Annotated in this window: 26 protein-coding genes; 16 read left to right on the top strand and 10 right to left on the bottom strand. The window is 69.8% G+C overall.

Annotation, left to right across the window (positions count from 1 at the left end; genetic code table 11):
• Nucleotides 1-73 precede the first annotated feature (73 nt).
• The 3 genes from ABD357_RS22100 to ABD357_RS22090 form a co-directional block, all read right to left on the bottom strand.
• The gene (locus ABD357_RS22100) at nt 74-886 is read right to left on the bottom strand and encodes a thioredoxin domain-containing protein (RefSeq protein WP_344392267.1); all 813 of its coding nucleotides are present in this window, start codon (nt 884-886) and stop codon (nt 74-76) included.
• 56 nt (nt 887-942) lie between these two features.
• The gene (locus ABD357_RS22095) at nt 943-1686 is read right to left on the bottom strand and encodes a hypothetical protein (protein WP_344392266.1); all 744 of its coding nucleotides are present in this window, start codon (nt 1684-1686) and stop codon (nt 943-945) included.
• Nucleotides 1687-1773: 87 nt separating this feature from the next.
• Nucleotides 1774-3126 (bottom strand): DUF2252 domain-containing protein, encoded by a 1353-nt coding sequence (locus tag ABD357_RS22090; RefSeq protein WP_344392265.1) that lies wholly within the window; start codon nt 3124-3126, stop codon nt 1774-1776.
• A gap of 190 nt (nt 3127-3316) precedes the next feature.
• Between ABD357_RS22090 and dnaE the strand changes: the two genes are divergently transcribed.
• Entirely contained in the window at nt 3317-6856 is a 3540-nt protein-coding gene (dnaE, locus tag ABD357_RS22085) for a DNA polymerase III subunit alpha (RefSeq protein WP_344392264.1), read from the top strand.
• Between the two features lie 106 nt (nt 6857-6962).
• Here dnaE and ABD357_RS22080 read toward each other — a convergent pair whose 3' ends face one another.
• Nucleotides 6963-7139, bottom strand: a complete 177-nt coding sequence (locus ABD357_RS22080; protein WP_344392263.1) for a hypothetical protein — start codon at nt 7137-7139, stop codon at nt 6963-6965.
• A 225-nt stretch (nt 7140-7364) separates the two neighbouring features.
• Here ABD357_RS22080 and ABD357_RS22075 point away from each other — a divergent pair, with 225 nt between their 5' ends.
• From ABD357_RS22075 to ABD357_RS22060, 4 genes are all read left to right on the top strand, one after another.
• Nucleotides 7365-8579, top strand: a complete 1215-nt coding sequence (locus ABD357_RS22075; protein WP_344392262.1) for an NYN domain-containing protein — start codon at nt 7365-7367, stop codon at nt 8577-8579.
• 244 nt (nt 8580-8823) lie between these two features.
• Entirely contained in the window at nt 8824-9855 is a 1032-nt protein-coding gene (locus ABD357_RS22070; RefSeq protein WP_344392261.1) for an ABC transporter ATP-binding protein, read from the top strand.
• Nucleotides 9856-9919: 64 nt separating this feature from the next.
• Nucleotides 9920-10744 carry an ABC transporter permease gene (locus ABD357_RS22065; RefSeq protein WP_344392260.1) on the top strand — a complete coding sequence of 275 codons (825 nt, stop codon included), beginning with the start codon at nt 9920-9922 and terminating at the stop codon, nt 10742-10744.
• 34 nt (nt 10745-10778) lie between these two features.
• Entirely contained in the window at nt 10779-11465 is a 687-nt protein-coding gene (locus tag ABD357_RS22060; protein WP_344392259.1) for an AAA family ATPase, read from the top strand.
• Between the two features lie 427 nt (nt 11466-11892).
• On the opposite strand, the gene ybaK is transcribed toward ABD357_RS22060, so the two are convergent.
• The 5 genes from ybaK to ABD357_RS22035 form a co-directional block, all read right to left on the bottom strand.
• Nucleotides 11893-12396, bottom strand: a complete 504-nt coding sequence (gene ybaK, locus ABD357_RS22055; protein WP_344392257.1) for a Cys-tRNA(Pro) deacylase — start codon at nt 12394-12396, stop codon at nt 11893-11895.
• A 104-nt stretch (nt 12397-12500) separates the two neighbouring features.
• Nucleotides 12501-12893: a hypothetical protein gene (locus ABD357_RS22050; RefSeq protein WP_344392256.1), complete on the bottom strand. Its 393-nt coding sequence runs from the start codon at nt 12891-12893 to the stop codon at nt 12501-12503.
• 174 nt (nt 12894-13067) lie between these two features.
• Complete coding sequence (locus ABD357_RS22045; RefSeq protein WP_344392255.1) at nt 13068-13808, bottom strand: LON peptidase substrate-binding domain-containing protein; 741 nt, start codon at nt 13806-13808, stop codon at nt 13068-13070.
• A gap of 11 nt (nt 13809-13819) precedes the next feature.
• Nucleotides 13820-14866: a hypothetical protein gene (locus tag ABD357_RS22040; RefSeq protein WP_344392254.1), complete on the bottom strand. Its 1047-nt coding sequence runs from the start codon at nt 14864-14866 to the stop codon at nt 13820-13822.
• A gap of 135 nt (nt 14867-15001) precedes the next feature.
• Nucleotides 15002-16606 carry an oxidoreductase gene (locus ABD357_RS22035; protein WP_344392253.1) on the bottom strand — a complete coding sequence of 535 codons (1605 nt, stop codon included), beginning with the start codon at nt 16604-16606 and terminating at the stop codon, nt 15002-15004.
• Nucleotides 16607-16781: 175 nt separating this feature from the next.
• Between ABD357_RS22035 and hisD the strand changes: the two genes are divergently transcribed.
• The 9 genes from hisD to ABD357_RS21990 all read left to right on the top strand — a co-directional run bounded on the left by hisD (nt 16782) and on the right by ABD357_RS21990 (nt 23411).
• Complete coding sequence (gene hisD / locus ABD357_RS22030) at nt 16782-18104, top strand: histidinol dehydrogenase (RefSeq protein WP_344392251.1); 1323 nt, start codon at nt 16782-16784, stop codon at nt 18102-18104.
• Nucleotides 18101-19213 (top strand): histidinol-phosphate transaminase, encoded by a 1113-nt coding sequence (locus tag ABD357_RS22025; protein ID WP_344392249.1) that lies wholly within the window; start codon nt 18101-18103, stop codon nt 19211-19213. The genes hisD and ABD357_RS22025 overlap by 4 nt, the downstream gene beginning before the upstream one ends.
• Nucleotides 19210-19803 (top strand): imidazoleglycerol-phosphate dehydratase HisB, encoded by a 594-nt coding sequence (hisB, locus tag ABD357_RS22020; protein ID WP_344392247.1) that lies wholly within the window; start codon nt 19210-19212, stop codon nt 19801-19803. Before ABD357_RS22025 ends, hisB begins: the two co-directional genes overlap by 4 nt.
• A gap of 4 nt (nt 19804-19807) precedes the next feature.
• A complete protein-coding gene (locus ABD357_RS22015) occupies nt 19808-19972 on the top strand; it encodes a hypothetical protein (protein ID WP_344392246.1) in 165 nt (54 codons plus the stop codon).
• Nucleotides 19963-20613 (top strand): imidazole glycerol phosphate synthase subunit HisH, encoded by a 651-nt coding sequence (gene hisH / locus ABD357_RS22010; RefSeq protein WP_344392245.1) that lies wholly within the window; start codon nt 19963-19965, stop codon nt 20611-20613. The genes ABD357_RS22015 and hisH overlap by 10 nt, the downstream gene beginning before the upstream one ends.
• Complete coding sequence (gene priA / locus ABD357_RS22005) at nt 20613-21362, top strand: bifunctional 1-(5-phosphoribosyl)-5-((5-phosphoribosylamino)methylideneamino)imidazole-4-carboxamide isomerase/phosphoribosylanthranilate isomerase PriA (protein ID WP_344392244.1); 750 nt, start codon at nt 20613-20615, stop codon at nt 21360-21362. The genes hisH and priA overlap by 1 nt, the downstream gene beginning before the upstream one ends.
• The gene (locus tag ABD357_RS22000; RefSeq protein WP_344392243.1) at nt 21359-21772 is read left to right on the top strand and encodes a RidA family protein; all 414 of its coding nucleotides are present in this window, start codon (nt 21359-21361) and stop codon (nt 21770-21772) included. The genes priA and ABD357_RS22000 overlap by 4 nt, the downstream gene beginning before the upstream one ends.
• Entirely contained in the window at nt 21769-22524 is a 756-nt protein-coding gene (gene hisF / locus ABD357_RS21995; RefSeq protein WP_344392242.1) for an imidazole glycerol phosphate synthase subunit HisF, read from the top strand. The genes ABD357_RS22000 and hisF overlap by 4 nt, the downstream gene beginning before the upstream one ends.
• 119 nt (nt 22525-22643) lie before the next feature.
• Nucleotides 22644-23411, top strand: a complete 768-nt coding sequence (locus tag ABD357_RS21990) for a hydantoinase/oxoprolinase family protein (protein WP_344392241.1) — start codon at nt 22644-22646, stop codon at nt 23409-23411.
• A 317-nt stretch (nt 23412-23728) separates the two neighbouring features.
• Here ABD357_RS21990 and ABD357_RS21985 read toward each other — a convergent pair whose 3' ends face one another.
• Nucleotides 23729-24364 carry a TIGR03085 family metal-binding protein gene (locus ABD357_RS21985; protein ID WP_344392240.1) on the bottom strand — a complete coding sequence of 212 codons (636 nt, stop codon included), beginning with the start codon at nt 24362-24364 and terminating at the stop codon, nt 23729-23731.
• A gap of 83 nt (nt 24365-24447) precedes the next feature.
• Between ABD357_RS21985 and hisI the strand changes: the two genes are divergently transcribed.
• Together hisI and ABD357_RS21975 are read left to right on the top strand one after the other, a co-directional pair.
• Nucleotides 24448-24906 (top strand): phosphoribosyl-AMP cyclohydrolase, encoded by a 459-nt coding sequence (gene hisI / locus ABD357_RS21980; protein ID WP_344392238.1) that lies wholly within the window; start codon nt 24448-24450, stop codon nt 24904-24906.
• 11 nt (nt 24907-24917) lie between these two features.
• Nucleotides 24918-26408, top strand: a complete 1491-nt coding sequence (locus tag ABD357_RS21975) for an anthranilate synthase component I (RefSeq protein ID WP_344392237.1) — start codon at nt 24918-24920, stop codon at nt 26406-26408.
• The last annotated feature ends 17 nt before the right edge of the window (nt 26409-26425 follow it).

Raw genomic sequence — 26425 nt, 5'->3', positions numbered from 1 at the left:
GAGCGGGCGAACTCGGAAAGTTCGCCCGCTCTTTGACGCGGGTTCCCTCAGGACCTGAGCGCTCTCTGCGGGCTCAGGCTGCCAGTGCCTTGCCGATCGCCGCCTGGAAGTCGGCGACGGTCATCGGCGTGTTCTTGCCGTCGGAGCCGGTGAGCTTCTTGCCGTCCATCTCCAGCGTCGGCGTGCCGGTGACACCGCTGTCGTCGAACTTCTCCGACATGAGCAGCGCCCACTTGTCGTAGGTGCCGTTCTCCACCGCCGTCTGGAACTTCTTGTTGCCCTTCAGCGCGTCGACGGTGTCGGCCACCTCGATCAGGTACGAGTCGTCCTTGAACTTGTCCTGGCTCTCCTCGGGGTGGTACTTCGCCGAGTAGAGCGCGGCTTTGTACTCCAGGAAGGCGTCCGTACTCACGTCCAGGGCGGCGCCCATCGCGCTGAGCGCGTTCTTGGAGCCCTCGCCACGGGTGCTGTCGTCGATGAACGTGGCGCCGATGAACTGAACCTTGTACGTCCCGTCCTCGATGCCCTTGTCGACCGTCGAGCCGACCGCCTGCTCGAACTGGGCACAGACCGGGCAGCGCGGGTCCTCGTACATCTCCAGGGTCTTCTTGGCGCTGCTCTTGCCGATGACGACGGTCGTGCCGTTCTCGCCGGTGGTGTGGGCCGGCTTGACGAGCTTGTCGCCCTTCGCGGCCTCCCAGTAGCCGGGCTTGTTGCCCTGGACGACGGCGTAGCTGATGCCGCCGGCTGCCGCGAGGACACCGACGACGGAGCAGGCGACGATGATCTGCCGCTTGACCTTGGCCCGCTTGGCCTGGCGCTCGCGCTCGGCGCGCAGTCGCTCACGGGCCGCCGTCTTGGCCGACTGGCTGTTCCTCTTGCTCATGATCGTTTTCTCCGTGTGAAGGCATGGGGATGTGGACTGTTGTGCTCAGCCGTGGTTCACGCCGTTGAGGCGGGAACAAGCGAGCACGGTGGTCCACGCCGTCCCAGGGAGTGCACGAAGAAGTGGCTGCGAGGCGCGCTCGTACGACGCGCGGGGCGCGGCAGCCGGTGTACCGGCGCCGGCCGCACGGTCACTGTGGCGACGGCGATCAGCAGCGGCCGGAAGGTGGACGCGACGGCCGCGCACAGGACTTGGGCCAGGGCCCGCTCGCCGCGCCGCAGCCAGACGGCCGCGAGGAGCCCGACGCCGACGTGTACGGCGAGCAGCAGCCAGGCGGCGGCCGGATCGGCTTGGGCGAGAAGCGCTGCGGGACCGTCGCCCTCCCGCGCCCACCCGTCACCCGACCACCACCCCTCATGGAGGCGCTGCGCGCCGTCCCTCCTGAATTGGGCCAACGGAGTGCCGACCTCGCCGGCGCACAGGAAGTCGAAGCCGACCGACCGCAGGGGGCCCGCCACCGGGCCGCCCGCCTTGCCGTAACAGGCGTGCTGGCCCGCTGTGAACAGCGTGTCGGCGGCCAGCTCCAGCGGGATCAGCAGGGCGGCGATCCGCCCGAAGCCGCGCTCGTGGCCTGCCAGCGCGTACGCGATGACGAAGACGGCGGCGGTGAGCGCGGCCACGGTGGCCAGCGGCAGCGGGGCCCGGGACAGCAGCACGTGCGACGCGACGGACAGTGTCACGACGAATGCCGTGAACAGTGCCGCGCGTACGGCTCTCAGCTGGGTCCCGGAGATGTCCATAGCAGTGGAGAGTGTGTCACGTACTCCTGTAAGGGAGCGCTAAAAGCTCCCTGTGAGTGAGTGGGCGGTTGCCGGTCTGCCGCAGGTCTACAGCCCCGGAATCCGTCCGTTGCGGAACAGGTCCACGAAGATCTGGTGGTCGGCACGCGCGCGTGCGCCGTACGCGTGGGCGAAGTCCACCAGGAGGTCGCCGAAGCCGGACTCGTCCGCCGCGATCGCCGCGTCGATGGCCCGCTCCGTGGAGAACGGCACCAGCTCGGAGTGGCCGCTCTCGTCGTCCGCCGCCGCGTGCATGGTGGCTGTGGCCCGCCCCAGGTCGGCGACGACCGCCGCGATCTCCTCCGGGTCGTCGATGTCGCCCCAGTCCAGGTCCACAGCGTACGGCGACACCTCGGCGACGAGCTGGCCCGCGCCGTCCAGCTCGGTCCAGCCGAGCCACGGGTCGGCGTGCGCCTGGAGGGCACGCTGCGAGATCACCGTGCGGTGGCCCTCGTGCTGGAAGTACTCGCGGATGGCCGGGTCCGTGATGTGCCGGGAGACGGCCGGGGTCTGGGCCTGCTTGATGTAGATCACCACATCGTTCTCCAGGGCGTCGGTGGCGCCCTCCAGAAGGATGTTGTACGAGGGGAGACCGGCCGAGCCGATGCCGATGCCGCGGCGGCCCACGACGTCCTTCACGCGATACGAGTCCGGGCGGGCCAGGGAGGCTTCCGGCAGCGTCTCCAGATAGCCGTCGAAGGCCGCGAGCACCTTGTAACGCGTGGCCGCGTCCAGCTCGATGGAGCCGCCGCCCGGCGCGAAACGGCGCTCGAAGTCGCGGATCTCCGTCATCGACTCGAGCAGCCCGAAGCGGGTCAGCGAGCGGGCGTCACGCAGCGCGTCCAGGAGCGGTCCCTGGGCGGTGTCCAGCGTGAAGGGAGGCACCTCGTCGCTCTTGGCGCCTGTCGCGAGCGCGTGGATCCGGTCGCGGTACGAGGCCGCGTAGATCCGCACCAGCTCGGTGATCTGCTCGTCGCTGAGCGCCTTCGCGTACCCGATCAGCGCCACGGAGGCCGCGAGGCGCTTGAGGTCCCAGGTGAAGGGGCCGACGTACGCCTCGTCGAAGTCGTTGACGTTGAAGATCAGGCGGCCCTGGGAGTCCATGTACGAACCGAAGTTCTCGGCGTGCAGGTCGCCGTGGATCCACACGCGCGAGGTGCGCTCGTCGAGATACGGTCCACTGAGAATCCGCCCAGCACCCCGACCGGCGTTCTCCTGCTCCAGGTCGTGGTAGAAGAGGCACGCCGTGCCGCGGTAGAAGGCGAAGGCCGAGGCCGCCATCTTCCGGAACTTCACGCGGAACGCGGCCGGGTCTGCGGCCAGCAACTCGCCGAAGGCGGTGTCGAAGACGGCGAGGATCTGTTCGCCGCGTTGCTCGGCGCTGAGCTGCGGATCCGACATCGCGGGGTGCCTCCAGGTGCAGGGTGATGCATGACAAGTGGGACGGAAAACGCCCGTCCTCTTCCAACGGACGAAGGTACGCGGGAGTGCCCGTTCTCCGCATGTGAACGTACGCGGGGCAGCCCTCGAATTGTCAGTGCCGAGGCATAGACTTCGACGCTGACCCACCTGTTCATTGGAGGCCGAAACCGTGTCAAAGCCGCCGTTCACGCACCTGCACGTCCACACCCAGTACTCGCTGCTGGACGGTGCCGCGCGGCTGAAGGACATGTTCGACGCGTGCAACGAGATGGGCATGACGCACATCGCCATGTCCGACCACGGCAACCTGCATGGGGCGTACGACTTCTTCCACTCCGCCAAGAAGGCCGGGGTCACGCCGATCATCGGGATCGAGGCGTATGTGGCGCCTGAGTCGCGGCGCAACAAGCGGAAGATCCAGTGGGGACAGCCACACCAGAAGCGCGACGACGTGTCCGGCTCCGGTGGCTACACGCACAAGACGATCTGGGCGGCGAACAAGACCGGCCTGCACAACCTGTTCAAGCTGTCCTCGGACGCGTATGCGGAGGGCTGGCTGCAGAAGTGGCCGCGGATGGACAAGGAGACCATCTCCCAGTGGTCGGAGGGGCTCATCGCCTCCACCGGGTGTCCTTCGGGGGAGCTGCAGACCCGGTTGCGGCTCGGCCAGTTCGACGAGGCGCTGAAGGCGGCCGCGGAGTACCAGGACATCTTCGGCAAGGACCGGTACTTCCTGGAGTTGATGGACCACGGCATCGAGATCGAGCGGCGGGTCAGGGACGGGCTGCTGGAGATCGGCAAGAAGCTGGGCATTCCGCCGCTGGTGACCAACGACTCGCACTACACATATGCGCACGAGGCGGCCGCGCACGATGCCCTGTTGTGCATTCAGACCGGTAAGAACGTCTCGGATCCGGACCGCTTCAAGTTCGACGGCACCGGCTACTACCTGAAGACGACGGACGAGATGTACGCCATCGACTCCTCGGACGCCTGGCAGCAGGGATGTGCGAACACGCTGCTGGTGGCCGAGCAGGTCGACACCACCGGGATGTTCGAGTCGCGGAACCTGATGCCGAAGTTCGAGATCCCGGAGGGCTACACCGAGGTCACCTGGTTCCAGGAGGAGGTGCGCCGCGGCATGGAGCGCCGCTTCCCCGGCGGCATCCCGGAGGACCGGCAGAAGCAGGCCGAGTACGAGATGGACGTCATCATCCAGATGGGGTTCCCGGGCTACTTCCTCGTCGTCGCGGACTTCATCATGTGGGCCAAGAAGCAGGGCATCGCGGTGGGCCCGGGCCGTGGTTCCGCGGCCGGTTCGATCGTCGCGTACGCCATGGGCATCACCGACCTCGACCCGATCCCGCACGGTCTGATCTTCGAGCGGTTCCTCAACCCCGAGCGTGTCTCGATGCCCGATGTCGACATCGACTTCGACGAGCGTCGGCGCGTCGAGGTGATCCGGTACGTGACGGAGAAGTACGGCGCCGACAAGGTCGCCATGATCGGCACCTACGGCAAGATCAAGGCGAAGAACGCGATCAAGGATGCCGCACGCGTGCTGGGCTATCCGTACGCGATGGGCGACCGGCTCACCAAGGCGATGCCCGCCGACGTCCTCGGCAAGGGCATCGACCTGAACGGCATCACCGACCCCTCGCACCCCCGCTACAGCGAGGCCGGCGAGATCCGTGGGATGTACGAGAACGAACCGGACGTGAAGAAGGTCATCGACACCGCGAAGGGCGTCGAGGGACTCGTCCGGCAGATGGGTGTGCACGCGGCCGGCGTGATCATGTCCAGCGAGCCCATCGTCGACCACGCCCCGATCTGGGTGCGGCACACCGACGGCGTGACCATCACCCAGTGGGACTACCCCCAGTGCGAGTCGCTCGGCCTGCTGAAGATGGACTTCCTGGGCCTGCGCAACCTCACGATCATGGACGACGCCATCAAGATGGTGAAGGCCAACAAGGGCATCGACCTGGAGATGCTCGCCCTCCCGCTGGACGACCCCAAGACCTTCGAACTGCTCTGCCGCGGTGACACCCTCGGTGTCTTCCAGTTCGACGGCGGCCCGATGCGCTCGCTGCTCCGCCAGATGCAGCCCGACAACTTCGAGGACATCTCCGCCGTCTCGGCCCTCTACCGGCCGGGCCCGATGGGCATGAACTCGCACATCAACTACGCCGAGCGCAAGAACGGCCGCCAGGAGATCACACCGATCCACAAGGAGCTGGAAGAGCCCCTCGAAGAGGTGCTCGCCGTCACCTACGGCCTGATCGTCTACCAGGAGCAGGTGCAGAAGGCGGCCCAGATCATCGCCGGCTACTCGCTCGGCGAGGCCGACATCCTGCGCCGCGTGATGGGCAAGAAGAAGCCCGAGGAGCTGGCGAAGAACTTCGTCCTCTTCCAGGAGGGCGCCCGGAAGAAGGGCTACAGCGACGAGGCGATCCAGGCCCTGTGGGACGTGCTGGTTCCCTTCGCCGGATACGCGTTCAACAAGGCCCACTCCGCCGCGTACGGACTCGTCTCGTACTGGACCGCGTACCTGAAGGCGAACTACCCCGCCGAGTACATGGCCGCGCTGCTCACCTCGGTCAAGGACGACAAGGACAAGTCGGCCGTCTACCTGAACGAATGCCGGCGCATGGGCATCAGGGTGCTCCCGCCGAACGTCAACGAGTCGATGTCCAACTTCGCCGCCCAGGGCGACGACGTGATCCTCTTCGGCCTCTCGGCCGTCCGCAACGTCGGCACGAACGTCGTGGAGTCGATCATCCGCTCGCGCAAGGCCAAAGGAAAGTACGCCTCCTTCCCCGACTACCTCGACAAGGTCGAGGCCGTCGTCTGCAACAAGCGCACCACCGAATCGCTCATCAAGGCGGGCGCCTTCGACACCATGGGCCACACCCGCAAGGGGCTGACCGCCCAGTTCGAGCCGATGATCGACAACGTGGTGGCGGTCAAACGCAAGGAGGCCGAGGGCCAGTTCGACCTCTTCGGCGGCATGGGCGAGGAGGAGAGCAGCGAACCCGGCTTCGGCCTGGACGTCAGCTTCACCGACGACGAGTGGGACAAGGCCTACCTGCTCGCCCAGGAGCGGGAGATGCTCGGCCTGTACGTCTCCGACCACCCGCTGTTCGGCCTGGAACACGTGCTGTCGGACAAGGCTGACGCGGGCATCGCCCAGCTCACCGGCGGCGACTTCGGCGACGGGGCGGTCGTCACCATCGGCGGCATCATCTCCGGCCTCCAGCGCAAGATGACCAAGCAGGGCAACGCCTGGGCCATCGCCACCGTCGAGGACCTGGCCGGCTCCCTGGAGTGCATGTTCTTCCCCGCCACCTATCAGCTGGTGTCAACCCAACTCGTCGAGGACGCCGTGGTGTTCGTCAAGGGACGCCTCGACAAACGCGAGGACGTACCCCGCCTCGTCGCCATGGAACTCCAGGTCCCGGATCTGTCGAACGCGGGCACCAACGCCCCCGTCATCCTCACGATCCCGGCTCTGAAGGTCACCCCGCCCATGGTCAGCCGGCTCGGCGAGATCCTCAGCCATCACAAGGGCGACAGCGAGGTACGCATCAAGCTCCAGGGCCCGCGCAAGACGACGGTCCTACGGCTCGACCGGCATCGCGTGAAGCCGGACCCGGCGCTCTTCGGGGACTTGAAGGTACTGCTCGGCCCGTCCTGCCTGGCCGGCTGAGCAGGCGCGTACGGAAACGACGTACGTACGGAAACACCGCGTACGTAAAACGACGAGGGGCACGCCCGATCAATCCGGGTGCGCCCCTCTCGTGCCGTGCAGCCCCCTAGTTGTGGCCGAACTTCTTCTGCCGCTTGCCGCCGCCGGAGACGAACTGTGCGGAACCCGGCGCGGATTCTGTCTGATCGGCGGCGGACGCCAACTCCTCGGCTCCGCGCCGGGCTTGATCCTGTGCGCCGCGCTGGTGCGGGCCGCTCTGCTTGCGGTTCTTGTTCTTGGCCATGGTGATCTGCCTCCTGTGGGGGTACCTAGGGGTCAGGACCGGGATCAGATTCACATAGGCGCAGAAGCCGCGCATGTCGGAGAATTACCGTGCGTAATAAGGCCTGTCGGAGAGTGAAGTCCCGATACGCCACGCCGAAGATCGAGTTCCGGCCGTTAACCTCCGCGCAGTCGGGCAGACTCGAAGGAAGCCCGAAGCAAACCTCCCGGAAAGAGGGTGGATCGCGTGGACCGCTGCATCGTCCTGGTGGACGCCGGGTATCTGCTCGGGGCCGCCGCGAGTCTCCTCGCCGGGGAGCCTTCGAGGTCCCGGATCACCGTCGACCACACTGCCCTGATCCAGGGGTTGCGCGAGCGCGCCGAGTCCGACACGGAACGGCCCCTGTTGCGCATCTACTGGTTCGACGGCGCCCCCGACCGCGTACCGCAGCCCGAGCACCGCAGGCTGCGTGTGATGCCCCGGGTGACCGTACGTCTGGGAGCGCTGACCCGCAGTGACGGGCGGTGGGCGCAGAAGGGCGTCGACGCCGCCATGCATGCCGAGCTCACCGAGCTGGCGCGCAACCGGGCCTGCTCCGACGTGGTTCTGGTGACCGGCGACGGGGATCTGCTGCCGGGCATGATGGCCGCCAAAGAGCATGGGGTCGCCGTACACCTGTGGGCGGTGCAGGCCGCCGACGGCGACTACAACCAGTCCGAGGACCTCGTCGCGGAGGCCGACGAGCGCCGTGTACTGGACCGGACATGGATCACCAAGGCCGTACGGGCCAAGGAGTTCGGCGGGATCTGCGCGCCGCCGCCCGCGCCGCGGCCCGAGATCGCCGCGATCCTCTCCGCGCCGCTGCCCGAGTCCGCGCTGCCCTCCGGGAGCGAGCGGGGCGCGCGGGAGCGGCAGCACCCGCAGTCGGCGCCGAGTGAGAACGGCACTCAGGAGCCGGTGCCGGCCGCGAAGGGGGTGCCGACCCCGAAGGATCTGGCGGCGTTGCGCACACCCGGTGCGCAGGCCGCCCAGCACCCCGCGAACGCGACGCTGCGGTGGTCGTCCGACAAGGGGTGGGTCGACCGGCCCGGCGCCGCCGAGTCCGCGGACGCGGCCGCGTTGCCGACGCTCGCGCAGCTCACCACGGCCGAGCAGCGGTGGGCCGACCGTGAGGAGGACATCACGACGGTCGGCGGGGATCCGTACGAGGTCGGGCAGGTGTTCGCCCGGCGCTGGATGGAGCGGCTGTCCGACCCGGCGCATCTGCAGAAGCTGTCCACGATGTATCCGCGGGTACCGCACCGCATCGACGGCGAGCTGCTGCGGTACGCGGCGCGGTTCGGGCTGCTCGCGCACAAGGACGACCAGATCGACGAGCATGACCGGTACGCGATCCGGGCGGGGTTCTGGCGGGAGATCGACGTACGGACGGCTGCGGAGCACGCTCCCGCTGGGGAATGAGCGCCCAGTAGCTCGGGGGTCTCTGTTCGTAGGCGGCTGCGGGTTTGTTGTGGCTGGTCGCTCCCCACTCTCGGCTTCGCTCGAGCGGGGGGACCCCCATCGCGGCGAAGCCGCAAATGTCACTACCCCGCGCCCCTTACGGGGCGCGGAGGAGTGAAGTGGCGGGCGCTGCGGTGTCCCGGTTTCGACCCCGATGGTGCCCCGAGCGTGGTTCCGCGTCGGGGACCCCGTAGTCTCGTCCCTCGTGAGTACGCGCACCGCACAGACAGCCCGGCAAGGGCACGGTGGGGATGTCGTGTGCGCGGTGCGGGATCTGACCAAGACCTATCCGGCGGTGCGCGGACGGCGCGGGGCACCCGGGACACCCGAGGTGCGGGCCACCGACGGCGTACGGATCGACATCCGGCGCGGCGAGATCTTCGGGCTGCTCGGGCCCAACGGTGCCGGGAAGTCCACCCTCGTACGGCAGTTGACCGGACTGATGCGACCCGATCGCGGCAGCGTCGAGATCCTCGGGCACGACGTCGTGCGCCATCCCGAGCGGGCGGCGCGAATCCTCGCGTACCTGGGACAGGAGTCGACCGCGCTCGACGAACTGACGGTGTCGCTCGCCGCGGAGACCACCGGGCGGCTGCGCGGGCTCGATGTGCGCAGCGCGCGGGCCGAGCGGGACACCGTCCTCGAGGAGCTGGGTCTCACTGCCCTCGCCTCGCGGCCGCTGCGAAAGCTGTCCGGCGGGCAGCGGCGGCTCGCCTGCTTCGCCGCCACGCTTGTGGGTGAGCGGCCGCTACTCGTACTCGACGAGCCGACCGCCGGCATGGACCCCATCGCCCGTCGCGCCGTCTGGGGCGCCGTCGACCGGCGGCGGGCCGAGAACGGCACGACGGTTCTCCTGGTCACCCACAACGTCATCGAGGCCGAGACGGTCCTCGACCGTGTCGCCGTGATGGACCAGGGCCGTGTCATCGCCTGCGACACCCCCTCCGGGCTGAAGGAGCAGGTCGCGGGCGAGGTGCGCCTCGAACTCGTCTGGCGCGAGCGCGCGCCTCTCGACGTTCCCGAGGTCGCCGCGCTGCGCGACCGCGCCGTCGAGTCCGGCCGCCGCTGGGCGCTGCGCCTCGCCCCCGAGGAGGCCCGCGCGGCCGTCGCCGCCGTCACCGGCGGGGCCGCGTTCGCCGCCCTGGACGACTTCACGCTCGCCACACCGAGCCTCGAAGACGTGTATCTGGCCCTGGGCGGGAGCGCCGGCAATGTACGGGGGTTGGTCAAGGCGTGAGTGTTCGGGCCGCTCTGGCCGTACGGAACAGGACGACAGCTGAAGCGAACAGGAGCCGCTCGACGTGAGTGTCGTACCCGCCGAGGTCCTGTCGGGCCGTGCCCTCCCCGTCGAGGACGCCGTCGCGGAACAAGCCGCCGAGCTCGGACCGCGTGCCCGGTTGTGGCCTGCGCTGTGCGCCGTGTACCGGGCGCAGCTGTCCCGCGCGCGGGTCGCTCGGATTCCGCTGCTGTTCGTGGCCACCTTCCAGTCGATCGGGATCATGGTCCTGATGCGCGGGGTGGTGGACGGCGGCGGAGAGGCGCGGGCCGTGGTGGCGGGCTCGTCGGTGCTCGTCGTCGCGTTCGTCGCGCTGAATCTGCTCGCTCAGTACTTCGGGCAGTTGCGTGCGAGTGGCGGGCTCGACCACTACGCGACGTTGCCGGTGCCGCCGGCGGCGGTGGTGCTGGGTGCCGCGGGTGCGTACGCCTCCTTCACCGTGCCGGGGACCGTGGTCACCGCCGTCTTCGGGTGCGTGCTGTTCGGCCTGCCGTTGTCTCATCTGTGGATCCTCGCCGCCGTGATCCCGCTCGCGGGCGCGGCGCTCGCCGGGCTGGGAGCCGCGCTCGGACTGCTGGCGCCGCGGCCCGAACTGGCCACGCTGCTCGGACAGTTGGGGATGTCGGCGGCTCTCCTGCTCGGGGTGCTGCCGGCGGATCGGCTGCCTACCGTCGTCCAGTACGCGCGTGATCTGCTGCCGTCCACGTACGGTGTCGAGGCCTTCGGGCTGACCTTCGGAGCGCACCCCGACTGGGGGGTCGTCGTGCTCGACCTCGCCGTGTGCGCGGGGGTCGGGGTGGTCTCGCTGGCCGTTGCGACCTGGGCTTATCGTCGGGCTGCCGTCCGATGACGCGGCCTGCGGCCGAGCCTGGCACGATGTCAGGGTGACCGCACCGTTTACTCCGCCCCAGCCGCCGCATCGTGCTTCTCCGGAACAGCAGCCTCCGGAGTACCAGTCTCCGCATCCTGCCTGGCAGGCGTCACCGCCCGCCGCAGCTGGTGCGGGCGGATCCGTCGGTTATCAGGAGGACGGTCCCGGGATGAAGACGGAACTGCGGGAGGCCGGTGTCATCGCGCTGGCGATGGCGCTCGGTGGGGCGTTGCTCGGGGTGCTGTGGTGGTGGCTGGCTCCTGAGGTGCCGTTGGTCTCGGACTCGTCCGCGGTCTATCTCAAGGACACGGAAGGGGAGCAGGCCATCGGGGTGGACGGGACGTTCACTCTGCTTGCGCTCGGGTTCGGGCTGGTGAGTGCGCTGGTCGTGTTTGCGCTGCGGCGACGTGGGGGGATTCCGGTCGTTGTCGCGCTCACGGTCGGAGGTGTGCTCGGTTCGTTGCTTGCCTGGCGGCTGGGGATATGGCTGGGGCCTACGCAGGATGTCGCGGCCCATGCGCGGGAGGTGGGGCGAGGGGTTACGTTCGCTGCGCCGCTGGAGCTTGGGGCGAAGGGGGCGTTGCTGGCGTGGTCTTTGGGGGCGCTGGTCGTTCATCTGGGGCTCACCGCGTTGTTCGGACCGCGGGATCCTGAGCCGGATCCTTATGCGCAGGGCCCGTACGGGGCGCCTCCGGCGTAGGGCGGGTTCCTTGCGGGGGCTGGGCGGCGCGGGGTCTTCGCCCCCGCCGCCCCTACCCGTCCCATCCCGGGGCTGCGCCCCGGACCCCACTGGGGCTGCGCCCCGGACCCCACTGGGGCTGCGCCCCGGACCCCACTGGGGCTGCGCCCCAGACCCCCATCGGCCTGAACGGCCTCGTCCTCAAACGCCGGACGGGCTGGTTGTGGCCTCGTCCTCGAACGCCGGACGGCCTGTGTTGTGGCCTCGTCCTCAAGCGCCGGACGGGCCGGACGGGCTGGTTGTGGCCTCGTCCTCAAGCTCCGGACGGGCTGGATTATGCGGGCCTGTGCCCATGATTCGAGCGGCCCTTCTTCATGCGCCACTTGCGTTTGCGTGTTTTCTTCGACATGTTCTCGGTTTAGCCGATAGTGCGGCATTCGTCGAGTGGTCACGCGCGGGCAACCGGTGCTGAGATCGCTTCCGTGAGCTTGGTCAGGTCGTTCGGGGAGAGTTCGACCTCCAGACCGCGGCGGCCTGCCGAGACGCAGATCGTGGGGTGGGCCGAGGCCGAGGCGTCCAGGACCGTGCGGAGTTTCTTGCGCTGGCCCAGGGGGGAGATGCCGCCGCGGACGTAGCCCGTCGCGCGCTCCGCAGCCGCCGGGTCGGCCATCGTGGCGCGTTTGCCGCCCACTGCTGACGCGAGGGCCTTCAGGTCGAGGGAGCCTGCCACGGGGACCACGGCCACCGTGAGCTCGCCGTCGACCTCCGCCACCAGGGTCTTGAAGACGCGGTCGGGGGAGACGTTCATCGCCTCGGCGGCCTCCTCGCCGAACGACGGGTGGGAGGGGTCGTGCTCGTACGCGTGGACCGTGTACGCGACGCCCGCCGCCGTCAGGGTCACCGTCGCGGGCGTCCCCCCGGACTGCTGCTGTTTCTTCGACTTCTTCGCCATGGGCCTTCATCATCCCAGACGGCCGAACGCGGCCGCCCCCGCCCGGAACAGTGCCCGGGCAGGGGCGGTTCGTGACGGTCCCTTCAGTCAGAGGCCGGCTTCGGTCAGCAGGTCGCCCACGGGGTCTCGAAGGTCCCCTGCCCGGCGACCTTGATCAGCCCCTTCCAGTCCACGTCGCACCGGTAGCTCACGGTCCAGGTGGTGTTGGCCCGCTCACCCGTGCTGATGCTCTTCGTCGGCCCCCACCTGGTGTCGCCGCCTGCTCGGTGTCCGAGCTGCGCGCTGATCTTCGAGCCGCCGCTCTTCGTGTAGAAAACCTCGATGCGGCTGGGGCTCGTGTTCAGCGAAATGCAGAGCTGCCCGTTGCTCAGACGCGTGCATTCGACCCGGGCCTGGATTACCGCGTCCTTGGTCTCGGACGCGTGAGCAGGCGCGACCATGAGCGTGGAACCGGCCGCCACACAGGCGGCGACGGTCATAATGCTCCGGCGACTCATCTGGTTGTTCCCCCTTGCTGGTGGTCATGGCCATGGTCATGGCCAGCGGTGATCATAGGGACCGTGATCACGGGGTTTCCATCGATTTCAGGGCGCCTGTGTGGCTGATTTCGTACCCACTGACTCAGCAGATTGCCCTTGGCCCAGCGCATTTCCCTGATTCCGCCGACCGCCTCAGTTGAGGCTCGTGGGACTGCGCGTGAGTTCCGACGCGGGCAGTGAGGGCAGGTTACGGATGATCGCCGTCTCCCTGCGCAGCAAGCCGAGTTCCTCGCGCAGGCGTGAGGCCGTGTCCGGGGCCTGGAGCAGGCGCTGTTTCGCCGGGACGTCCAGCATCGCCGCCGCCGCTACCAGATAGGAGACGACGGACGGCTCGTCCGGCAGCTCGCCCCCGGTCGACAAGGACCGTTCGCGTGCCCCGGCCAGTCGTTTCTGGTACTGGCGGAAGGCCCGCAGTACTCCCTCGGCGAGCGCCCCCGCCTCCTCGCCGGGGTCCTCCTCCAGCTCTTCCAGCTCAGCCGTCAGGAACGCGCCGGAGGCGTCCACCGAGAGCAGCCGTACGCGCCTCGTCCCGGTGGCCAGTACCTCGAAGCTGCCGTCGGCCCGCTCCCGGATGGTCGCCGCGTCCGCGATACAGCCCACCTTGTGGAAGGCCTGCGCGGGATCGTCGCCGAAACCGGCCGCGGGCCCGCGCTCCGGTACGGCCGTCTGGTCCGGCAGCCCGGGCGCGCTCGGCGCGACCTCGTGGCCGTCGCGGATCGCGACGACGGCGAACCGGCGCGGTTCGTCCTCGGGGGTCTTCAGCAGCTCGCGCATCATGGCGCGATAGCGCTCCTCGAAGACGTTCAGGGGCAGTACGAGCCCCGGGAACAGCACCGAGTTCAGGGGGAAGAGCGGGAGCCGGACGGTGGTCACGACGCAAAAGCCTAATGGTCGCCGGGGTGGGCGGGTTCGCCGTGGTCACTCAGCGGACGCGGGGGCTGCGCTCGCCGTAGCTTGAACGGCGTACGCGCGGCCACTTCCAGCCGTACGCCGTCCCGGAGTTCGAGGAACTGACCGAGCGGGTCGTCCGAGATCCGGTCCCAGGGGAACGAGGTGGCGTACGGCCCGATCCGGCGCAGCTCAGCCAGCGCGTCCTCCCAGCGTTCGAGCCGGATCAGAACGTATGTAAGCAAGTTGCGGACCTGGGCGGGCCACGGGTCGGCGGGCGCGTACTCCTGCGACAGGGCGATCGCCAGATCGGCCGCCGCGTCCAGGCGCTCGCGCGGCACCGCGCACCTGCCGCTCTCCTCGGTCAGATACGCGAAGGCCGCGCGCACCGGCAGCGCCTGGACGAGGGAGCCCGGCAGCGCGTCCTGCGCGGCCCGCTCGGCGAAGTCGAAGCACTCGCGGTGCGAGCCGTACCAGGCGGCGGACAGGTACTGGAGGGCGGACACATGGCAGCCGTAGTGGTGCGGGGAGCGGCGTACGGCCTCGGCCCACAGCTCCTCGAACTCGGTGTGCGGCGCGTTCGTGCCCCGGGCGTGGTCCAGCGCGATCCGCCATGGCGCCGGATCGCGCGGGTCGGCCTCGGCGGCCGTGGTGATCAACGGCGCGACCTGGCGCAGCAGTTCGGCACGGGCCGGCGACTCCCAGCCCTGGCACACCGCCAGCTCGGCCTTGACGAGCAGCGCGTCGGGATCGTGCGGGGCCGCGTACCGCCAGAGCGCGAACCACTCGGGGCGGGAGCGCGCGAAAGCGGCGAGGCGCGTGGCGTACCGGTCGCGGTCCTCCCACTCGGCGGCCTCCCGGGTGGTGGCCAGCAGCTTGGCCGCGACCTCGTACTCGCCCCGGCCCGCGGCGACCAGCGCCGGCGCGAGCCGCTCATCCGGGGCGTCGAGCAGCATCTCGTCGTCGCCCGGCAGACCGGCGGCGAGCGGGGAGGTGTTCCGTGCCATCCGGGCGGTACGGATGAACGCGCGTAGCAGTGCCATTGGGGCTCCCCCCTCTGCGCCTCAGCCGGCGCCGCTCTCGCGAACCGGATGCTCGCCGTCGTGGTTGCTCAATTGATGGTTGCGGTGGGAAGACAGCTGAAACGACCCAAGGGTTGCATGTGTTCGGGCAGCGGTTCAGCCCCGGCGCAGAAGCCGTGTCGCGCCCGCTGCCACCGCCGTCGCCAGGATCCAGCCGAGGAGGATCACCGTCGCGGCCAGCCACTGCCAGCCCCCGTGCAACCGCCAGTAGCCCGCCTGGCCCAGGTCGATGACGGGCAGGAGCAGGTCCAGGGCGAAGAGGGAGGGGTTCCAGGGCGGATGCTCGCCCGTTTTGATCGGCGGATGGTCGGCATGGCGGAAGGCGAGCGAGGCCGCCGCCCACAGCACCGCCATCCATACGGCGGCCCGTCCCGGCCGGTACCCGTAGGCGACCGTCCAGTCCTGTACGTACCCCCAGAGCCTGGCCGCGAGCGGCAGGAACTCGCGGCGGTGGCGCTGCTTGGCGAGCAGCACCTCGCGCGCGTCCTCGTCCTCGCCGCCGTCGCGCAGGACGGCCGCCAGCCGCTCGTACGGCTCCGGGCTGTACTCGGGGGTCGCCGCGGCCACCCACTCCAGGCGCCGGGCCAGCGGGAACGGGCCGCGCGGCACGAGGTTCTCGTACTGGAAGCCGCCCATCTGCAGCTGGCCCGCGCCCGGCCAACTGCTCGCGGCATCCATGAGGTTGACGACCCGGGCGCCGGACAGCACGACCCGCCCGCGCCTCGGCCGTTCCCCGAGGAAGCGCAGCTCGGGTACCTGTACGCGGCGCAGCGATATCTCCTGGTCGTCCCTGAGGACGAAGCGGGCCTGCTCGAAGTCCACCGCATCCCCGAACCGCCCGTCGTCCAGGCGGATCCCGCCCTCGCACGCGAAGCGCTGCACCCGCGTCCCGCGCGCCGGAGTCCGGCCGCTGGTCTGCAGCGGATTGCCGACGCCCGCGGGCGTCATATAGAGCGTGCGCTCGACGGTCAGTTGCGGGGCGTTCAGCGCCAGCCGGTCGTGCGGGTTCTTCAGCCGGCTGCCGCGCAGACTGAGCGAGACGCCCACCGTGGCGCCGCGCAGGCTCAACTCCCCGTCGGACTCCAGCATTTCGGCCTGCAGGTCCTGACCTACGGTCATCCCGTCGCCGGTGATGGAGCGGCCGTGCCGGTCCCGGCGGACCACGGCCTGGTTGAGAAGCAGATCCGTGCCGATCTGCGCGTCGGTGAGGCGTACGCCGTGGTGGAAGCGGCAGCGCGGCAGATGCAGATCGCCCTCGGTGTGCAGCCGGGCCGCCTCCAGACGCGGCACCGAGCACCCGACCAGGCGCACGGTCGTGAACCGGGCTTCCGGCAGCAGGAGTTCCTTCTCGAAGCGGCAGCCCTTCATCTCGACGTACGGGACGATCCTGCCGCCCGCGAGATCGAGTACGCCGGTGATCTGGATGCCGGTCAGCTTCAGGGACGAGACGCGGCCGTCCAGCGCGGGCGGCCCGTTCAGCAGCAGCATGGCCACGATGCGGGCCCGCACACTGCGCTCCGGGCCCCATGGGCGGCCGCCGTGCGGATCATCCGCGGTGGGGTCACCGGCGCGCAGGTCGTACATGCTGCCGTTGCGGAACGCCTGCCACATTCCCCTCTCGGCGACGGTGAGATCGCCCGGCGGATCCACGTCCCGGACCCCGCCCCGGACCCCGCCCCGGACGCCTGCACCTTCGGCCACGTTTTCCTGCTTCCTCTGCTACTCATGCCACTCAGCGTTCGTACAGCTGTTCATGTGATGCCCGCTGAGTGACCGTACGAACGCTCAGAGTGAAGGTGATCTGCCGGTTCGGGCTTCGTATCAGCGATTGATACAGCCGTCCGGCGTCCGATCCCCGTCTGAGAGAATTGGCTTCGTGATCTCTCGAATCGATCTGCGCGGCGACGCCCTCCCTGAGGGCTCCGCCCTGCGCGACCTGCTGCCCCGAGCCGACTTCGACGTCTCGGCCGCCCTGGAGAAGGTGCGTCCGATCTGCGAGGCCGTGCATCATCGGGGCGACGCGGCGCTGATCGACTACGCGGAGAAGTTCGACGGCGTACGGCTGGACCAGGTGCGCGTACCCGCCGCGGCGATCGAGCGGGCCCTCGCGGAGCTCGACCCCGCCGTCCGCGCGGCCCTGGAGGAGTCCATCCGCCGCGCCCGCATCGTCCACCGCGAGCAGCGCCGCACCGCGCACACCACCCAGGTCGTGCCCGGCGGCACGGTCACCGAGAAGTGGGTGCCGGTCGACCGGGTCGGGCTGTACGCGCCCGGCGGGCGGGCCGTGTACCCATCCTCCGTGATCATGAACGTCGTGCCCGCCCAGGAGGCCGGCGTCGAGTCGATCGCGCTCGCCTCCCCGGCGCAGGCCGAGTTCGAGGGACTCCCGCACCCGACGATCCTCGCCGCCTGCGCGCTGCTCGGCGTCGACGAGGTGTACGCGGCCGGCGGCGCCACCGCCGTAGCGATGTTCGCGTACGGCACCGAGTCCTGCCCGCCCGCCAACCTGGTCACCGGCCCCGGCAACATCTGGGTCGCCGCCGCCAAGCGCTACTTCACCGGCAAGATCGGCATCGATGCCGAGGCGGGCCCGACCGAGATCGCGATCCTCGCGGACGACACCGCCGACCCGGTGCACGTCGCAGCCGACCTGATCAGCCAGGCCGAGCACGACCCGCTCGCGGCGGCCGTCCTCGTCACGGACTCCGTGGCGCTGGCCGACGCGGTCGAGAAGGAGCTTCAGCCGCAGGTCGCCGCCACCAAGCACATCGAGGACCGGATCACCCCGGCGCTCGCGGGCCGGCAGTCCGCGATCGTGCTGGTCTCCGGTGTGGACGAAGGCCTGCGGGTCGTGAACGCGTACGGCGCGGAGCACCTGGAGATCCAGACGGCCGACGCCACCTCGGTGGCCGACCGCGTGACGAACGCGGGCGCGATCTTCATCGGCCCCTGGGCGCCTGTGTCGCTGGGCGACTACGCCGCGGGCTCCAACCACGTCCTGCCGACCGGCGGCTGCGCCTGCCACTCCTCGGGGCTCAGCGTCCAGTCCTTCCTGCGCGGCATCCACATCGTCGACTACACGCGCGATGCGCTGGCGGAGGTGGCGCACCACGTGGTGACGCTCGCCGAGGCCGAGGACCTGCCTGCGCACGGCGCGGCCATCAAGGCACGCTTCGAGTGGAAGGTGCCGAGCAAGTGAGTTCCTTCGGCATTGACGATCTCCCCGTACGGGACGAGCTGCGCGGCAAGTCGCCCTACGGCGCACCCCAACTCGACGTCCCCGTACGCCTGAACACCAACGAGAACCCGTACCCGCTGCCCGAACCGCTCGTCGAGCGGATCGCCGAGCGGGTGCGCGAGGCTGCCCGGAACCTCAACCGCTACCCCGACCGGGACGCGGTGGAGCTGCGCACCGAGCTGGCCAAGTACCTGACGGACACCGGTAAGTACGCGGTCGGCCTCGAGAACGTATGGGCGGCCAACGGCTCGAACGAAGTCATCCAGCAGCTGCTGCAGACCTTCGGCGGGCCCGGCCGTACGGCGATCGGCTTCGAGCCCTCGTACTCGATGCACGGCCTGATCGCGCGCGGCACGGGGACGGGCTGGATCTCCGGCCCCCGCAACGACGACTTCACGGTCGACCTCGCCGCCGCCGAGCGGGCGGTCGCCGAGCACCGGCCGGACATCGTCTTCATCACAACCCCCAACAACCCCACGGGCAACGCGGTTCCGCCCGAGACGGTCATCGCGCTGTACGAGGCCGCGCAGGCGGCGAAGCCGTCCATGGTGGTCGTGGACGAGGCGTACATCGAGTTCAGCCACGGCGACTCGCTGCTGCCGCTGCTCGAAGGCCGGCCGCATCTGGTCGTCTCGCGGACCATGTCGAAGGCGTTCGGCGCGGCCGGGCTGCGCCTCGGCTATCTCGCCGCGCACCCGGCGGTGGTCGACGCCGTCCAGCTCGTACGGCTGCCGTATCACCTGTCGGCGGTCACCCAGGCGACCGCGCTGGCCGCGCTGGAGCACACCGACACGCTGCTGGGATACGTGGAGCAGCTGAAGGCCGAGCGGGACCGGCTGGTCGCCGAGCTGCGCGCGATCGGCTACGAAGTGACCGAGTCCGACGCCAACTTCGTGCAGTTCGGACGGTTCGCCGACGCCCATGAGGTCTGGCAGAAGATCCTCGACCGGGGCGTCCTGGTCCGGGACAACGGGGTGCCGGGGTGGCTGCGGGTCAGCGCCGGTACGCCCGAAGAGAACGACGCGTTCCTCGATGCGGTGCGCGAACTGAAGAAGGAGCAGAACGCATGAGCCGCGTAGGCCGTGTCGAACGGAACACCAAGGAGACCTCCGTCCTGGTCGAGATCGACCTGGACGGCAGCGGAAAGGTCGATGTGTCGACCGGGGTCGGCTTCTACGACCACATGCTCGACCAGCTCGGCCGGCACGGTCTGTTCGATCTGACCGTGAAGACCGAGGGCGATCTGCACATCGACTCTCACCACACGATCGAGGACACGGCTCTGGCGCTGGGCGCGGCCTTCAAGCAGGCGCTCGGCGACAAGGTGGGGATCTACCGGTTCGGCAACTGCACGGTCCCCCTGGACGAGTCGCTGGCCCAGGTGACCGTCGACCTCTCCGGCCGCCCCTACCTCGTGCACACGGAGCCCGAGAAGATGGCGCCGATGATCGGCGAGTACGACACCACGATGACCCGGCACATCCTGGAGTCCTTCGTCGCCCAGGCGCAGATCGCGCTGCACGTGCACGTGCCCTACGGGCGCAATGCGCACCACATCGTGGAGTGCCAGTTCAAGGCGCTGGCGCGGGCGCTGCGTTACGCCTCCGAGCGTGACCCTCGGGCCGCCGGGATCCTTCCGTCCACGAAGGGCGCGCTGTAAAGCCATGAACGGCCTGTCCACCGTACTGATCGTCTTCGGACTCTTCCTGGTCGGCGGCATCATCTCCTTCGCCAAGCAGCAGATGCCGAAGAGCCTCATCGTGCTGCTCTCCATCGGTGCCGCGATGTGTCTCGTGGCGGGGATCCTCCGGCTGGAGGTATGGAATTGAGCACCCCTTCAAAACGAGTAGTCGTCTTTGACTACGGCTTTGGGAACGTACGGTCCGCCGAACGCGCTCTCGCGCGCGCGGGTGCCGACGTCGAGATAACCCGCGACTTCGACAAGGCCATGAACGCGGACGGGCTGCTGGTGCCGGGAGTCGGCGCCTTCGCCTCCTGCATGCAGGGACTGACTGAAGCCCGCGGCCACTGGATCATCGATCGCCGGCTGTCGGGCGGGCGCCCGGTGATGGGCATCTGCGTCGGTATGCAGATCCTCTTCGCGCGCGGCATCGAGCACGGCGTGGAGACCGAGGGCCTGGACGAGTGGCCCGGCTCGGTCGAGCCGCTCCAGGCCGACATCGTGCCGCACATGGGCTGGAACACCGTGACGGCACCGGCCGGTTCGGAGCTGTTCGCGGGCCTGGACGCCGACGCCCGCTTCTACTTCGTGCACTCGTACGCCGTCCACGACTGGTCCATGGAGACCGCGAACGCGGCGATGCGGGCGCCCGTGGTGACCTGGTCGACGCACGGCAAGCCCTTCGTGGCAGCCGTGGAGAACGGCGCCCTGTGGGCGACGCAGTTCCACCCCGAGAAGTCCGGCGACGCCGGAGCGCAGCTGCTGAAGAACTGGATCGGAACACTCTGATGACGTCGAATCCCTCTGGGAAGCTCGAACTCCTCCCCGCCGTCGACGTCCGTGACGGCCAGGCGGTCCGCCTGGTGCACGGCGAGTCCGGTACGGAGACCTCGTACGGCTCCCCTCTGGAGGCCGCTCTCGCCTGGCAGCGGGCGGGTGCCGAGTGGCTGCACCTGGTGGACCTCGACGCGGCGTTCGGGACTGGCGACAACCGTGGGCTGATCGCCGGGGTCGCGGAACGCATGAAGGAACTGCACATCAAGGTGGAGCTGTCCGGCGGCATCCGTGACGACGCTTCGCTGGCCGCCGCCCTGGCCACCGGCTGCACGCGCGTGAACCTGGGCACGGCCGCACTGGAGACCCCCGAGTGGGTCGCCAAGGTCATCGCCGAGCACGGCGACAAGATCGCGGTCGGTCTCGACGTACGCGGTACGACACTGCGCGGTCGCGGCTGGACCCGTGACGGCGGCGACCTGTACGAAACGCTGGAGCGCCTCAACAAGGAGGGCTGCGCGCGCTATGTGGTGACGGACATCGCCAAGGACGGCACGCTGCAGGGCCCGAACCTGGAGTTGCTGCGCAATGTGTGCGCGGCGACGGACCGTCCGGTCGTGGCCTCCGGCGGGGTGTCCTCCCTGGACGACCTCCGGGCCATCGCCGAGCTCGTACCCCTCGGTGTCGAGGGCTCCATCGTCGGGAAGGCCCTGTACGCGAAGGCGTTCACCCTGGAAGAGGCCTTGGAGGCGGTAGCCAAGTGAGCGACGTACGACGCGTCGTGACCGGCGCGCCCTGGGAGGAGACCTTCGGGTACTCCCGAGCCGTGGAGCTGCCGAACGGCCTGGTGCTGGTCTCCGGCTGCACGTCCATCGTGGACGGTCAGATCGCCGGAGGCGACCCGTACGAGCAGGCGATCAACTCCTTCAAGGTCGCTTTCGCCGCGCTGGAGCAACTGGGTCTCGGCCGCGACGACGTCGTGCGCACGCGCATGTACATCACCCACGCCCGGGACGTGGACGACATCGGACGTGCTCACAAGGAGCTGTTCGACTCCGTCAGGCCCGCCGCATCCATGATCATCGTCTCCGGCTTCGTGGACCCCAGCCTGGTCGTCGAGGTCGAGGTGGAGGCATTCCGCCCCGGCGGAGAACACGGAGAGCCCACAGCATGACCCTCGCCGTACGAGTCATCCCCTGCCTGGACGTCGACAACGGCCGGGTCGTCAAGGGCGTCAACTTCCAGAACCTGCGCGACGCGGGCGACCCCGTCGAGATGGCGAAGGTGTACGACGCCGAGGGCGCCGACGAGCTGACGTTCCTGGACATCACGGCCTCGTCGGGCAACCGCGAGACGACGTACGACGTGGTGCGGCGCACGGCGGAGCAGGTGTTCATTCCGCTGACGGTCGGCGGCGGGGTCCGTACCACCGAGGACGTCGACAAGCTGTTGCGGGCCGGGGCGGACAAGGTGGGCGTGAACACCGCCGCGATCGCCCGGCCCGACCTCATCCGCGAGATCGCCGAACGCTTCGGACGGCAGGTGCTGGTCCTCTCGGTCGACGCGCGGCGGACCGAGAGCGGTTCCTTCGAAGTGACGACCCATGGCGGCCGGCGCGGCACCGGCATCGACGCCGTCGAATGGGCGCACCGGGCGGCCGAGTTGGGCGCGGGCGAGATCCTGCTCAACTCCATGGACGCGGACGGCACGAAGGACGGCTACGACATCGAGATGATCGAGGCGGTACGCAAGCACGTCACCGTCCCGTTGATCGCCAGCGGCGGCGCCGGCCGGCTCGCCGACTTCCCGCCGGCGATCACGGCGGGCGCGGACGCGGTGCTCGCGGCCTCCGTCTTCCACTTCGGTGACCTGCGGATCGGTCAGGTTAAGGAGACGCTGCGGGGGGCGGGGCTTCCGGTTCGCTAGTCCCTGTCGTCGAACTCCCGTCGTCCGCCCCTTGGGGCTCCGCTCGTCAGTCCTCGAACGCCGACGCCAGCACGTCCCGTTCGAGGCCCAACGCGCTCTCGGTCGGGCCGGCGCTCACCGTGGCGGTGTACGCGGCGCTGTGGCGCTGGAGCGAGCGCGCCGCGGACGCTCAGGAGGCCGGCCGTGGCGACGCCATCGTCGCCGACGTCGGGGGCACCACGACCGACCTCGGCGTCCTCGTCGACGGCTTCGCGCGGGAGAGCGCCGCCGGGTGCGTCATCGGCGGCGTACAGACGAACCTGTCCATGCCCGACGTGCTGTCCATCGCGTACGGCGGCGGCACCTTCGTCCACGACACCCGCACCGGACCCGACTCCGTCGACCGGGCCATCACCACGCGTGCCCTGGTGTTCGGCGGCGACACGCCGACGCTCAGCGACGCGGCGGCCCTCGCCGGACGGATCGCTCTCGGCGACCGCGACCGCATCGCCGGTCACCTGGAGACCCGCTTCGGCGCCCGTCCCAAGACGTCGCTGGAGGACTTCGACACCGAACTCGCCCACGCCGTGAGCCTGGTCTCCCACGGCCGCCGCCACCAGCCCGTCATCGCCGTCGGAGGAGCGGCCGGCCTGATCCCCGACACGGTCGGCGGGCTTCCGTCGAACGGCCCCGCCACGCCGACGTCGCCAACGCGGTCGGCGCGGCCATCGCCCTCGTCGGCGGCGAGCACGAGACCGTCGTCCCGGCCGGCCCCGGCCGCCGGGAAGCCCTCCAGGAGGCCCGCGCGGCGGCCGTCGAGCGAGCGATCGCGAGGGGCGCGGACCCCGACGACGTCTCCGTCGTCCGCATCCACGAGGTCGCTCTCAGCTACGGCGGCCGCCGGTTGATCAGGGCGACGGTGAAGGCGGTCGGGCGGCTCGTGGATCCCGATGATGCTCGGTAGACGCGAAGGACGGGCTTCGGCGTCGGGCGGGAGCGGCGTCCATGCTGCTGACCGCGAGCGCCACGCAATGCGGCCTGGGCGGCATCTACGGCCTGTGCACCCGACCCGTGCGCCGCGCCGAACTCCCGGGCTGGTGCCGCCTCGGCAACGCCTGTCCATCGCCACCGCCGACGGGATCAGCACCATGCTCGTCGGGGCAGGCGGAATCGTGGCCGAACCGCATCGCGGCCTGGTCCAGGGCGAGCGTTGTCGGTTGCGGCGCTAGATCCCCAGCTGCTTCGTCTCGTGCAGCTTCGCGATCGCGTCCTTGTCGCCGTCCAGTTCCACGTCCGCCGTGTTCTGTCGGCCGTACGTGAACATCAGCAGCTCGGAGGGCTCGCCGGTCACGGTCACCACCGGGGTGCCGCGGTGGGCGACCGCCGTCTGGCCGTCCGGGCGGCGCAGCACCAGACCCGTCGGGACGCCACGGCCCACGAGGCGGGCCGTTCGTTCCAGGCGGGACCAGAGGGCGTCCTGGAAGACGGGGTCCAGTTCGCGCGGGGTCCAGTCCGGCTGTGCGCGGCGTACGTCCTCGGTGTGGACGTAGAACTCGACCGTGTTCGCCGCCTCGTCGATCTGCTTGAGGGAGAAGGGCGAGAAACGGGGCGGGCCGGTACGGATCAGCTGGATCAGTTCCTCGTACGGCTTCTCGGCGAACTCCGCCATCACCCGGTCCAGGCGCGGCGCGAGCTGCTTGATCAGGGTGCCGCCGGCGGCGTCCGGGCGGCGCTCGCGCACCACCACATGGGCGGCGAGATCCCGGGTGTTCCAGCCCTCGCACAGGGTGGGGGCATCCGGACCCGAGGCTTCCAACAGGTCGGCGAGGAGAAGTCGTTCACGCTTTGCATGGGTCGACATGACTGCCAGCCTACGACCGGGCTCGCGGTCCGGACAGTGGACGCCCGCCGGACGGCCCGTACCGGCGCGGCACAATGGCTTCCATGACCCGCACTCCCGCCCGTCACCCGACCACCGCCCCTCATGGAGGCGCTTCGCGCCACAGTTCTCCATCCAGCAACCTGGATCCCGCCATCGCCGCGCGCCTCAAGCGCAGCGCCGACGGGCTCGTCCCCGCCATCGCCCAGCAGTACGACACCGGAGAGGTGCTCATGCTGGGCTGGATGAACGACGAGGCGCTGCATCGCACGCTGACCACCGGCCGCTGCACCTACTGGTCGCGCAGCCGCCAGGCGTACTGGGTCAAGGGCGACACCTCCGGGCACGTCCAGTACGTCAAGTCCGTCGCCCTCGACTGCGACGCCGACGCCGTCCTGGTGAAGGTCGACCAGGTGGGCGCCGCCTGCCACACCGGCGCCCGCACCTGCTTCGACGCCGACGTCATCAAGGACGCCGTGTCCGGCGAGGATGCCGTGTCCGACGCATCGCCCCTCGGTCAGTAAGGTCAGCCGCCATGGACCTCGAGACGTTCCGCAAGCTGGCCACCGACCGGCGTGTCATCCCCGTCAGCCGCACGCTCCTCGCGGACGGCGACACCCCCGTCGCGCTCTACCGCAAGCTCGCCGCCGAGCGCCCCGGCACCTTCCTGCTGGAGTCCGCGGAGAACGGCCGCTCATGGTCTCGTTACTCCTTCGTGGGCGTCCGCTCGGCCGCGACTCTCACCGAGCGCGAGGGGCAGGCGCACTGGTTCGGCACCCCGCCCGTCGGTGTCCCCGTCGACGGCGACCCGCTCGCCGCCCTGCGCGCCACCATCGAGGCCCTGCACACCCCCCACCAGGAGGGCATGCCGCCCTTCACCGGCGGCATGGTCGGCTACCTCGGCTACGACATCGTGCGCCGCCTGGAGAAGATCGGCCCCGGCGAGCGCGACGACCTGAAGCTGCCCGAGCTGACCATGCTGCTCACCAGCGACCTCGCGGTCCTCGACCACTGGAACGGCACGGTCCTGCTGATCGCCAACGCGATCAACCACAACGACCTCGACACGGGTGTCGACGAGGCGTACGCGGACGCCGTCGCCCGCCTCGACGCCATGGAGGCCGACCTCTCGCGCGCCGTCTCCCAGCCCCCGGCCGCGCTCCCGCCCTCCGAACTCCCCGAGTACACCGCGCTGTGGGGCGGCCCCGACTTCCAGGTCGCCGTCGAGGACATCAAGGAGCGTATCCGGGCCGGCGAGGCCTTCCAGGTCGTGCCCTCCCAGCGCTTCGAAACCCCTTGTACCGCAAGCGCGTTGGACGTCTACCGGGTACTGCGGGCCACCAACCCCTCCCCGTACATGTACCTGTTCCGCTTCGACGGCTTCGACGTCGTGGGCTCCTCCCCGGAGGCCCTCGTCAAGGTCGAGGACGGGCGCGCGATGGTCCACCCCATCGCCGGTACGCGGCCGCGCGGCGCGACCCCGCAGGAGGACCAGGCCCTCGCCGACGAACTCCTCGCCGACCCCAAGGAACGCGCCGAGCACCTGATGCTCGTCGACCTCGGGCGCAACGACCTCGGCCGCGTCTGCGAACCGGGCTCCGTCGAGGTCGTCGACTTCATGTCCATCGAGCGCTACTCGCACGTCATGCACATCGTCTCGACGGTGACCGGCAAGGTCGCACAGGGCCGTACCGCCTTCGACGTCCTGACGGCCTGTTTCCCCGCGGGCACCCTCTCCGGCGCCCCCAAGCCCCGCGCGATGCAGATCATCGACGAGCTGGAGCCGAGCCGCCGCGGCGTGTACGGCGGCTGCGTCGGCTACCTCGACTTCGCGGGCGACTCCGACACCGCCATCGCCATCCGTACCGCCCTGCTGCGGGACGGCACGGCATATGTGCAGGCCGGCGCCGGAATCGTCGCCGACTCGAACCCCGTGGCCGAGGACGACGAGTGCCGCAACAAGGCGGCGGCGGTACTGAGGGCGGTGCACACGGCCAACCGGCTCGGCCTGCAGGGCGACCGGTAGGGACGCATCTCACGTGA

The organism is Streptomyces vastus, assembly GCF_039532825.1.
In the GTDB taxonomy this organism is placed as follows: domain Bacteria; phylum Actinomycetota; class Actinomycetes; order Streptomycetales; family Streptomycetaceae; genus Streptomyces; species Streptomyces vastus.
Note: the sequence above shows the minus strand (reverse complement) of the source record. Positions and strands in the feature narration are given on the sequence as shown.